General features: G+C 73.1%; 13 protein-coding genes. 9 read left to right on the top strand and 4 right to left on the bottom strand.

Annotated elements, in window-relative coordinates; genetic code table 11:
- Positions 1–579: 579 nt before the first annotated feature.
- Entirely contained in the window at positions 580–2,172 is a 1,593-nt protein-coding gene (locus BAW75_RS27140) for a phytoene desaturase family protein (RefSeq protein ID WP_104115375.1), read from the bottom strand.
- 72 nt (positions 2,173–2,244) lie between these two features.
- On the opposite strand from BAW75_RS27140, the gene BAW75_RS27135 reads away from it, so the two are divergent.
- Positions 2,245–3,678, top strand: coding sequence for an aldehyde dehydrogenase family protein (locus BAW75_RS27135; protein ID WP_104115374.1), 1,434 nt, complete (start codon positions 2,245–2,247; stop codon positions 3,676–3,678).
- Positions 3,679–3,738: 60 nt separating this feature from the next.
- On the opposite strand, the gene BAW75_RS27130 is transcribed toward BAW75_RS27135, so the two are convergent.
- Positions 3,739–4,143 (bottom strand): ChaB family protein, encoded by a 405-nt coding sequence (locus BAW75_RS27130; protein ID WP_043325033.1) that lies wholly within the window; start codon positions 4,141–4,143, stop codon positions 3,739–3,741.
- 143 nt (positions 4,144–4,286) lie between these two features.
- On the opposite strand from BAW75_RS27130, the gene BAW75_RS27125 reads away from it, so the two are divergent.
- From BAW75_RS27125 to BAW75_RS27115, 3 genes are read left to right on the top strand one after another with little or no spacing between them, the layout of a single operon-like run.
- A complete protein-coding gene (locus BAW75_RS27125) occupies positions 4,287–5,309 on the top strand; it encodes a YihY/virulence factor BrkB family protein (RefSeq protein WP_064448758.1) in 1,023 nt (340 codons plus the stop codon).
- Positions 5,310–5,366: 57 nt separating this feature from the next.
- Positions 5,367–5,783, top strand: a complete 417-nt coding sequence (locus BAW75_RS27120; protein WP_043325035.1) for a DUF2795 domain-containing protein — start codon at positions 5,367–5,369, stop codon at positions 5,781–5,783.
- 58 nt (positions 5,784–5,841) lie between these two features.
- On the top strand, positions 5,842–6,303 hold the full coding sequence (locus tag BAW75_RS27115) for an SRPBCC family protein (protein WP_030499861.1): 462 nt from the start codon (positions 5,842–5,844) through the stop codon (positions 6,301–6,303).
- A gap of 17 nt (positions 6,304–6,320) precedes the next feature.
- Here the strand turns inward: BAW75_RS27115 and BAW75_RS27110 are convergent, their stop codons facing one another.
- Entirely contained in the window at positions 6,321–6,992 is a 672-nt protein-coding gene (locus tag BAW75_RS27110; RefSeq protein WP_104115373.1) for an alpha/beta fold hydrolase, read from the bottom strand.
- Between the two features lie 46 nt (positions 6,993–7,038).
- Here BAW75_RS27110 and BAW75_RS27105 point away from each other — a divergent pair, with 46 nt between their 5' ends.
- From BAW75_RS27105 to BAW75_RS27085, 5 genes are all read left to right on the top strand, one after another.
- Positions 7,039–7,728 carry a winged helix-turn-helix transcriptional regulator gene (locus BAW75_RS27105; protein ID WP_208635319.1) on the top strand — a complete coding sequence of 230 codons (690 nt, stop codon included), beginning with the start codon at positions 7,039–7,041 and terminating at the stop codon, positions 7,726–7,728.
- Between the two features lie 122 nt (positions 7,729–7,850).
- Positions 7,851–8,861: a sporulation protein gene (locus tag BAW75_RS27100; protein ID WP_104115378.1), complete on the top strand. Its 1,011-nt coding sequence runs from the start codon at positions 7,851–7,853 to the stop codon at positions 8,859–8,861.
- Between the two features lie 104 nt (positions 8,862–8,965).
- A complete protein-coding gene (locus tag BAW75_RS27095) occupies positions 8,966–9,187 on the top strand; it encodes a hypothetical protein (protein WP_018788305.1) in 222 nt (73 codons plus the stop codon).
- Between the two features lie 130 nt (positions 9,188–9,317).
- Positions 9,318–9,581 (top strand): hypothetical protein, encoded by a 264-nt coding sequence (locus BAW75_RS27090; RefSeq protein ID WP_030270328.1) that lies wholly within the window; start codon positions 9,318–9,320, stop codon positions 9,579–9,581.
- 165 nt (positions 9,582–9,746) lie between these two features.
- A complete protein-coding gene (locus tag BAW75_RS27085; RefSeq protein WP_030499856.1) occupies positions 9,747–9,959 on the top strand; it encodes a hypothetical protein in 213 nt (70 codons plus the stop codon).
- A gap of 1 nt (position 9,960) precedes the next feature.
- On the opposite strand, the gene BAW75_RS27080 is transcribed toward BAW75_RS27085, so the two are convergent.
- Positions 9,961–10,407, bottom strand: coding sequence for a hypothetical protein (locus BAW75_RS27080; RefSeq protein ID WP_104115372.1), 447 nt, complete (start codon positions 10,405–10,407; stop codon positions 9,961–9,963).
- Positions 10,408–10,482 lie beyond the last annotated feature (75 nt).

Raw genomic sequence — 10,482 nt, 5'->3', positions numbered from 1 at the left:
TCACGGGAGTGTTCGGCCAGCCCGCCACCCCGCCACAGGCGCGATCTTGCAGTTTGGTGCCCGGCAAAGCCTGGCAAAACCGGCATCCCTCGGGCGCCAACTGCAAGATCGCGCGGGACGTGGGCGTGCGGCGCGGCGGCTGGCGAGGAGCGGGCTGGCCGAACACTCCCGTGACACACCCGCGCGACGATCAGGCACCTAACCGCAGTCAGTACGTCAGCGGGCACGAGACCGCGGCCACGCCAGGCGCGGCCCGCAGATCTTGGTACGAAAGGGCCCCCATGAGGGCCATTTCGTACCAAGATCTGCGCCAGTTCCCGGGATGCGGGCTGCTGATCTCACTTGGCGAGATGAGGGCGGGAAGCGGCACCCCGCCTGTCGGTGGGCGAGCTTCCGGTGCCAGGCGTCCTGCGGTTGGCGGGTCGGGCGGTCAGCCGCAATGGGTGCGACCGGAGGCCAGCCAGGGCGAGCGGACGTCGGCGGAGGTCAGCCGCAGCGGGTGCGCTGACGCGGGCCGGACCCCACTGCCGCGAGGGCGCGGAGGACGGCAGCGGCGAGGGTGGTGCCGCGCAGACGCGGTCAGCGGTAGACGGCGCGGTGGGCGGCGGCGATCGTGCGGGCGTACACCGCGCCGTTGACGGCCCGGTCGCGGGCCAGCGCGGCCCGCGCCGCGTTCGCCCCCGGCGCGCCGTGCACACCGCCGCCGGGGTGGGCGGAGGCGCTGGCCAGGTAGAGCCGGTCCACCGGGGTGTCGGCGCGTCCCAGGCCGGGGATCGGCCGCAGGAACAACTGCTGGTACGCGGCGGCAGTGCCACCGCCGAGCGCGCCGCCCACCAGGCTCGGCTCGGCGGCCTCCAGGTCGGCCGGGGCGGCCACGTGCCGCCCGACGACCGAGGCCCGGAAGCCCGGCGCCGCCTCCTCCAGCACCTCCTCCATCCGCTCCACGTGCCCCGCGACGTCCTCGGCCCGCCAGTCCCGGCGGAACGGCAGGTGCGTGTAGGACCAGAGCGACTCGGTGCCCGGCGGCGAGTGGCTCGGGTCGGCCACCGACATCTGCCCGACCAGCAGGAACGGGTCCCGGGGCAGTTCTCCGCGGGCCAGTTCGGCCGCGTACGTGGTGAGCCCGTCGAGGTCCGCGCCCAGGTGCACGGTGCCGGCGCCGGCCAGTTCCCGGTTCTTCCACGGCACCGGCGCGGACAGCGCCCAGTCGACCTTGAGCGTGGAGCCGTCCCACTTGAAGTGCGCCAGGTCCTCGACCATCCGGGGCGGCAGCGCCGCCGCGCCGACCAGGTCGAGGAAGAGCGCCGGCGCGGGCACGTCGGCGAGCACCGCGCGGCGGGCCCGCCAGTCGGTTCCCCCGGCGGTACGGACGCCCATCGCGCGGCCCCGGGCGGTGAGCACCCGCTCGACCCGGGCGCCGTACTCGATCCGCCCGCCCCGCTCGACCAGCCGGGCCACCAGCGCGTCGGTGATCCGCTGGGCGCCGCCGACCGGCACCGGCCAGCCCACCTGCTGGCCGAGCATGGCGAGCAGCCAGCCGTACACGCCGGAGCCGGCCTCCTCCGGGGACAGGTCGGTGTGCAGGGCGCAGCCGACCAGCAGGACCGTGCCGCCCTCGCCCTCAAACAGTTCCGCGCCGAGCTTGCGGACGGGCAGCAGGAGGCGGCGGGCCAGGCCGAGCGCGCCACCGACCCGGAGTTGCCGCAGCAGGCCCAGCCCGCCGCGTACCGGCGGGAACGGGGTGGTGATGGTCTGCAGCATCGGCTCGGCCACCTGGCGCCAGTCGGCGTACGCGTGCCGCCAGCGCTCCCCGTCGCCGGGCGCGAACGCCTCCAGCGAGGCCGCTGTGGTGTCCAGGTCGCGGTTGACCACGGCGGCCCGGCCGTCCGGAAGCAGGTGCGCCAGCACGTCCGGGGCGTGCGTCCAGGACAGACCGTGCCGTTCCAGGCTCAGCCCGTCCAGGACCGGAGATGCGTACCCGAGCGGGTAGAAGGAGCTGTAGAGGTCGCTGAGGTAACCGGGCGCTGTCACGTACGCGGAGCGGACGGCCCCACCGGGCGCCTCGGTGGCCTCCAGGACGGTGACGTCCCAGCCGGCGTCCACCAGCAGGTTCGCGGCCACCAGCCCGTTGTGCCCGGCTCCGATGACGACGGCGTCGGCGGTCGAGGTCATCAGATCCGCCTACCCGGCCGGTCACCGGGCGAAACGCGTTTGCCCGGCCCAGGCCGGGGCAAGCAGGGCCGCATGTACACGGTTGCGCAGCTCATAGGTGGAGTGTGGGGTGCCGGCGGCGAGGGCGGCGAGCTTGTCGTCCACGATCCGGCGGACGGGTCGCCGGTGACCCGGACGCCGGTGGCGACCGCCGACGAGGTGGCCAAGGCGGTGGAGGCGGCCCGGGGCGTGGCGGCGGAATGGGCCGCGACCCCGACCGCGGAGCGGGCCGCGGCGCTGCACCGGGCCGCGGACGCGGTCGAGGCGGCGGCCGGAGATCTGGCCGAGGCGACCACCGCGGAGATGGGCAAGCCCCTGGAGGACGCGCGGGGCGGGGTGGCGGCGGGCATCGGCACGCTGCGACAGTACGCCGAACTGGCGCCGGTCCGGGGCGGCCGGACGCTGCACGGCGCGCACGACGCGCTGGACTTCATGGCCCCCGAGCCACGCGGCGTGGTCGCCGCGATCACCCCGTGGAACGACCCGGTGGCGGTGTCGTGCGGCCTGCTCGGCGCGGCCCTGGTCACCGGCAACGTGGTGGTCCACAAGCCGAGCGAGCGCACCCCGGCCACCGGCTGGCTGCTCGCCCGCGCGCTGGACTCGGCGTTGCCGGCCGGGGTGCTGTCGCTGCTCAGCGGCGGCGGCGAGGTGGGGGCCGCGCTGTCCGGGCAGGACGTCGACGTCGTCGCCCACGTCGGTTCCACTGCGACCGGCCGGGCGATCGCCGCCGCGGGCGCCCGTACCGGCGCGAAGGTGCTGCTGGAGAACGGCGGCAGCGACCCGCTGGTGGTGGACGCGGACGTCGACCCGGTCTGGGCGGCCGAGCAGGCGGCGCTCGGGTGCTTCGCCAACGCCGGTCAGATCTGCGTGGCGGTGGAACGCGTCTACGTGCACCGGGACGTCGCCGAGGGCTTCCTGGACGCGCTCGTGGCGCGCGCCGAGGCGCTCACCGTGGGCCCCGGCCGTGACCCGGAAACGCAGCTCGGCCCGCTGGTGGACCGGCGGCACCGGGACCACGTACACGGGCAGGTGACGGCCGCGCTCGCCGACGGCGCCCGGGTACGCGCCGGCGGTGTGCTGCCGGAGGGGCCGGGCGCGTTCTACCCGGCGACAGTGGTCGAGGGGTGCCGGCACGACATGGCGCTGGTCCGCGAGGAGACGTTCGGGCCGGTCGCCGCGGTGGTGGTGGTCGACTCGTTCAGCGAGGGGCTGCGCTGCGCGGCCGACTCCCCGTACGGCCTGGCCGCCACCGTGCTGACCGGCTCGATGAGCCACGCCCAGCGCGCCTGGCGGGAACTGCCGGTCGGCACCGTGAAGATCAATTCGGTGTTCGGCGGGGCACCGGGGGGCGCGGCCCAGCCGCGCCGGGGCAGCGGTCAGGGCTTCGGGTACGGCCCGGAACTGCTGGACGAGTTCAGCACCGTCAAGGCGGTGCACCTTCAGGCGCCGGGCGGCGGCCACTGGTGAGACGGCACGACACGAGCCCGGGACCGAGGCGGTCCCGGGCTCGACGCGTACCCCCAGGGGTCAGCGACCCCCGCGGGCCTTGCGGGTCGCGTTGTTGTTGGCCTTCTCGATCGCCTTGACCAGTTCCGGCTTGGTCATCCGGGACCGGCCGCGCACGTCCAGTTTCTTCGCCACCTCCATGAGGTGGTCCTTGCTGGCGTTGGCGTCCACCCCGCCGGCCGTCGGCGCGCGCCGGGCCGGGCCGCCGCCTTCGGCCTGCTCGTCGCTGGGCCCCTTGCGGCCCTTGGGCTCCCAGTGGTCGCCCACCTTCTCGAACTCGTGCTTGACCGCGGCGAAGGCGGTGCGGTGCGCCCGCTCCCCCTCGCCGTACGTCTCGACCGCCGAGTCGTGCGTCTTCTCCCAGGTCCGCTGCGCCTTCGCCGGGGAGCGCCGCAGCGTGCTGGGCAGTACCTCGCGCCCGGGCATCTCGTCCTCCTCCTGGAGTCTCGATCGGCTGCCTGGTGTGGTTCCCTCCCGTCCGGCGGGCAAACCGGCGCCCCGGTTTGTCGATTTCCCCCCGGGGGTACCGCCCGGGCCACGCCCGGTGGCGGAGCCTGGAGGAGGCGGACATGACCGTGACGACACCACAGACGGTCGGCGGCCGGACGCGATCCCGTCTCCCCCGCCGGATCCGCCAGCTCAACTGGCGTACCTGGCGCGGCGTGCTGGTGCGCAGCGGCAAGGGTTTCGTCACCGACAACTGCGCCGACTGGGCGGCGGCGCTCACCTACTACGGGGTGCTGGCGCTGTTCCCGTCCACGATCGTGGTGGTGGCGCTGGTCGGCCTGGTCTCCGACGGCCCGCGCACCGTCGACACCGTGATCGACCTGGCCGGGGAGATCGGCGCCGGCTCGGTGGTCGGCAACGACGCGTTCGTGGGTGTGGTGCGCAACGTGGTCGAGCAGCAGGGCTCGGCGAAGGTGCTGCTCAGCTTCGGTCTGCTCGGCGCGCTCTGGTCCGCGTCCGGGTTCATCGGCGCGTTCACCCGCGCCTCCAACGCGATCTACGGGGTGCGGGAGGGCCGTCCGTTCTACCGCCTGCGCCCGTTGCAGATCGGCATGGCCGCGGTGACGATCGTGCTGCTCGCGGTGGTGGCCACGGGGTTGATCGTCAGCGGCCCGGTCACCGACGCGGTGGGTGACCTGCTGCACGCCGGCGCGGTGGCCCGCACCACGTGGTCGGTGGCGAAGTGGCCGCTGCTCGCCGTGGTCGCCATGACGCTGCTGTCGCTGCTGTTCTGGATCGCGCCGAACGTGCAGCAGCCGCGGTTCCGCTGGCTCACCCCGGGCGGCGCGCTGGCGCTCGTGGCCTGGGTGCTCGCGTCCTTCGGCTTCGGCCTGTACGTGGCCAACTTCGGCTCGTACGACGTCACCTACGGCAGTCTCGGCGCGGTCATCGCGTTCCTGGTGTGGCTCTACCTGTCCAACTGCGCGTTGATGCTCGGCGTGCAGGTCAACGCCGAGCTGCAGCGCGGGCGGGCGATGCAGGCCGGGGTCGAGGAGCCGGACGACCCGGTGCTGCCGCCGCGCGCCCCGGCCGACGACGAGAAGGCGGACGGGCAGCGGCCGGCCGACCGGTTGCCGCCCGGATGACCGGCTCTCCCGGCCGGCGCCGGTTTACCGGCGGTCCCCCGGGGCATCTCCCAAGGCATGGAACGTGGCAGCAGCAAGCACTCGCCCAGGGTCGACGACCAGATGAGCAGCGAGGTCAGCGGTCTCGTCCAGAGCGCCGGCACCGGCGGTTCGCGGGCCGAGGAGTTCCGGATCCCGGAGCCCGCCGGCGAGGACCAGCCGGAGGCCACCACGGCGCCGGCCGGGGAGCTGCGCAGCGGCACGCCGCAGGGCATGAGCTCCGAGGACGTCGAGGCGCGCAGCCGTCTGGGGCGGTTCATCACGATGACCGCCCTGCCCGGCGACCGGGAGGCGCTGCTGGCGAACGCGCGGGAGAACGAGGCGCCGACGGACATCGTCGCCGCCCTGGAGACCCTGCCCGCGGACGCCCACTACCAGACGATCTCCGAGGTGTGGGCCGCACTCGGGCACAGGAACGAGACGACGCGCTGGTGAGCGGGCCGGCCCACGGCCCGTACGAGACACACACCGGCGGAACAGGAGGAACCCAGACATGAGTGGCGTTACCGAGCACGTGGACGTGGACGTCCCGATCCGGACCGCGTACGACCAGTGGACCCAGTTCGAGGAGTTCCCCCACTTCATGGACGGCGTGCAGGAGGTGCGGCAGCTCTCCGACACGATGACCCACTGGACCGTCGAGATCGCGGGCGTGAAGCGCGAGTTCGACGCCGAGATCACCGAGCAGCTGCCGGACGAGCGGGTGGCCTGGCGCTCCACCGGGGGCACCCAGCAGGCGGGCGTGGTGACCTTCCACCGCCTCGACGAGGGGCACACCCGGGTCACGCTGCAGATGGAGTTCGAGCCGCACGGCGCGGTCGAGCAGGCCGGCGACAAGCTCGGCGTGGTCGACCGGCGCGCCAAGGGCGACCTGGAGCGGTTCAAGCAGTTCATCGAGCGGCGCGGTCAGGAGACGGGCGCCTGGCGCGGTGCGGTCGACCGGCCCATCCCCTGAGGCAACCTCCCCCGCCCTCAGCGGTCCAACGCGGCAGCCAGCGCCTCGGGCCGGCTGAGGGCCAGCAGATGCCCGCCGGGCAGGCGCTCGGGCGTGACGCCGAGCCGCTGCTGGGCCACCCGGGTCTGGAACTCGGCCGGGAAGAACCTGTCCGCGCCGCCGCTCAGGACCTCGGTCGGCACGTCGGGCCACGCATCAAGCGGCCAGGGCTGCGTGAACGGCGTGCCCGACTGCGGTGACCCACCCGCCATGGCCTGGTCGGTGATGTCCTGCGGCACGTCGTGGAAGAAGTACACCAGCGGATCGAACGGCCCGTCGGGAGAGCGGCCCTCGCGCCTGTCGCACTCCCGGCGGGCCTGGTCCTGCCCGGTGTTGGTCCACCAGTCGCCGCCGGTCTCACCGGGCGCCGGGATCATCGCGTTGACCAGGACCAGCCGTGAGACCGGCAGTCGACTGCAGACCAGTGGCGCGGTCAGGCCGCCCATCGACTGGGCCACCACCACCAGGTCTCCGCGGTCACCGGCCGCCTCGACCACTGTGTCCGCGTACTCCGGCAGTCCCGCGCTGTCGTCCGCGGCCGGGAGGTCGACGGCGATCGCCTCGTGGCCGCGCTGCTCCAGCAGGGGAACCAGGCGGTGCCAGTACCAGGCGTCGCCGCCGGCTCCCGGGATCAGGATGTACGTCGTCACGGTGCGAATTTAGCACCAGAGAGTGCTGTAGCGATACCATCAGCGGATGGCGCGCGCATACGACGATCCCTGCGGTCTGGCCCGGGCGCTCAACCTGGTCGGCGACAGATGGGCGTTGCTGATCGTCCGTGAGTTGCTGCTCGGACCGAAGCGCTTCACCGACCTGCGGCGCGGCCTGCCCGGCGCCAGTCAGAGCATGCTCACCGCCCGGCTCGCCGAGTTGGAGGAGGCGGGAGTGGTGCGCCGGCGGCGTCTCGGGCCACCGGCGGGCGTCCGGGCGTACGAGCTGACCGAATGGGGGCGGGACCTCGAACCCGCCCTGCTGGGGCTGGCCAGGTGGGGCAGCCGGGGTCCGCTGACCTCGTCGGCGCAGCTGAGCGTCGACGCGCTGGCCCTCGCCATGAAGACCACCTTCGACCCGGCCGCGGCGCGCGACTTCGCCGTACGGTGTCAGCTTCTTCTCGACGGCGACAGCCTGCTCGTCACCGTCGAGGACGGACGCGTCGACGTGGTACGCGCCGACGCCGCCGATCCCGACCTGGTGATCCGGGCCGGCGCCGGGACCTTCCGCTCGCTCATCTTCGGTGGCGTGCCGTTGCATGCCGCCGACGTCGTCGTCCGGGGCGACGGCGAGGTCGCGGCCCGCCTGCTGCGGCTGTTCCGGCGCCCCACGCCGGCCGATGGCCCACAGCGACGAAGCGAATGCTTTCAGCTACCTTTCAGGTGGCGTTGGTAGTCTCCCCGCGCGGCGTGTTCCATTATGGACGCCGTTGATCTCGTTGCGGCACAAGGGTTCCAGGTGAATCTCTCCCCGGATCCCGGGTGCCGGACGTCCGGTGGCCGTCAAGGGAGATGTTCGTGGTGTTCAAGAGGATGCTGGGCGCGTTCGGGGTGGGCGGCCCCGCTGTCGACACGGTCCTGGCCAATCCGGGTACCCGCCCGGGGCTGATGCTGGGCGGGCAGGTGAACCTGACCGGCGGCAGCCACGACGTGGAGATCGACCACATCACCGTCGGGCTGGTCACCCGGGTGGAGATGGAGGGCGCCGAGCAGGAGTACGACGCCCTCGTGGAGTTCCACCGGGTCCAGGTCGCCGGCGGTCTGCGCCTGTCCGAGGGACAGCAGATGTCGCTGCCGTTCCAGGTGGCGATGCCGTGGGAGACGCCGGTGACCGACCTGTACGGGCAGCGCCTGCACGGCATGACGATGGGACTGCGCACCGAGGTGGCGATCCGCGGCGCCGTGGACAAGGGCGACCTCGACCCGGTGTACGTGCACCCGCTGCCGGTGCAGGAACGCATCCTGGAGGGCTTCGGCCGGCTCGGATTCCAGTTCAAGGGCGCCGACCTGGAACGCGGGCACATCTCGGGCCTGCGCCAGAGCCTGCCGTTCTACCAGGAGATCGAGTACTACGCCGCCCCGCAGTACGCCCACGCCGTCAACGAGGTCGAGCTGACCTTCGTCGCGAACGAGTACGGCGTCGACGTGGTGCTGGAGTTCGACAAGCGCGGTGGCCTGTTCTCCGGCGGCCATGACTCCTTCGGCCGCTACCACGTCGCGCACACCGACGCCGACCAGGTCGACTGGGCCGCTCAGGTCGACGCGTGGGTCCGCCAGGCCCTCGACGGCTACCAGAGCATGCACGCCGGCCACGGCTACGGACAGCCCGCCTACGGCCCACCCGGCTACGGGCACGCCGCGTACGGCCACCACAAGGAGGAGCACCACGAGCGGCACGGCGGCCCGGGCATGGGCGCCGTCGCCGCGGGCGTGGTCGGCGGCGCCGCGCTCGGCTTCGCCGGCCTGATGCTCGCCGACGAGGTGTTCGACTCCTTCGGCGACGACGAGGGCGGCGACGAGGAGGAGTGAGCCCGGGGATCCACAGTGGATCTCTGGTACCGCTTCATGATCTAATTCCGTCAGGTTTGTCCGCAACCGGTCGGATTGTCTGGCCGGAACTCGAAGGAGTGTGCATGCCCGTCACCGCCGACCTCACCAAGCTGGTCGACAAGGCCTACCAGGACAAGACCCTCACCGAGATCGTCGACGCCCCGGTGTCCGCCCTCGCCGGGGTCAGCGACGGCGACGCCAAGCTGCTCAAGGACGCCTTCAACATCACCACCGTCGGCGACCTCGGCCGCAACCCGTACTTCCGCACCGCCAACGCCCTGGTGGCCCTCACCGGCGCCAAGTAGCGCCATCGCCGATGCCCGGTGGCCCGGGAAGCGTTCCGGGCCACCGGGCATCGGGATCGAAACGAGCCGGGACCGCGGCTGTCGCCGTGCCCGGCCGTTTGCGATCATCCGGTCCGGGTACCGCAGGGGAATGACCGACAACGACCGCCACGTGTGGCGCGACGAGGACCGCACTCCCCTGCACGAGCTGGACCAGGCCATCGCCCGGTCGGCCACGGACGGCCAGGGCGACGACGTCACCGCCAACGACGCCGGCGAGGAGGCCGCGTTCGGGCACGGCCCGGAGGCGGTGGACCGGGGCGCCGGCCCGGAGGCCGAGCGGCGCGAGATGACCGATGCGGACCGGGCCTACCGGCCGTCGACGATCGGGCGGACCGGCCCGGACAGCATGTGATCCCCGGACGGCTGCGGGCACCCGTGCCGATGCCCGTGGCCGCCGGATTCATGCTCGGCCGATACGACAAAAAGTGCGGTACGGACAGCCAGGAAAACGGACAGCCCATCCAGAATCGGCCGAACGGCTGACGGCACTCCCCCTGTCGCGCGCAAGACTTTCGGGATGCAACAGGGCTCCGGTTTCCTCTCCAACCGTCAGCGCAAGCTCGCTTGGCTGGGCTTCCTGCTCGCCGCGATCCAGGCTCCGGTCTCCGCCCGGTTCACCGAGGACAGCTCCTGGCTGTTCAGCCTGGTGGTCGCGCTGATGGTCGCGACCGTGATCATCGCCGACGACGGCGCGCGCCGCCGTCCGGCCGACGCCCGCTCCTCCGACTGAGTCAGCGTATGCCGGGGCGCGCCTCGTGCCCCGGCATCCCCCGGCTGCGGCGGCGTTCCTTCATCTCGGCCTCGTAGAGGTGCCGCCGGCCCTCGACCAGCTCGTCGCGGGCCTGCCGGTCCAGCTCCCGGAAGAGCGCGTAGTACCCGTCGTCGAAGTCCTCGACGATCTGGAACGTCCACCGCCCGGCGATGACGTTGCGCCCGAGCAGCTCCCGGTCGATCCGCTCGGCCAGGCCCGGGTGCCCGGCGCGGCGGAACATCTCCACGGCGTCGTCGAGCATCAGATCGGCGTGGCCGATCAGCTGATGCAGCTCGTAGAGGTGCCCGCGTGCCCGCTCGACGCACTCCAGGGCCTCGCTGAGCCTGCCCAGCGCCTCGACCGTGGCGTCACTCACCCCGTCGGGGCGGCGGTGCGCCCGGTCCGGTCCGTCGGCCAGATGTCCCATGGTGTCCCTCCGTGGGGCTGCTGCGTGCTCCTCGTGCCGGACTTCTGCCCCCGCACGGGCGACTCAATCCCCGCG

This window comes from Micromonospora chalcea (genome assembly GCF_002926165.1).
In the GTDB taxonomy this organism is placed as follows: domain Bacteria; phylum Actinomycetota; class Actinomycetes; order Mycobacteriales; family Micromonosporaceae; genus Micromonospora; species Micromonospora chalcea.
Note: the sequence above shows the minus strand (reverse complement) of the source record. Positions and strands in the feature narration are given on the sequence as shown.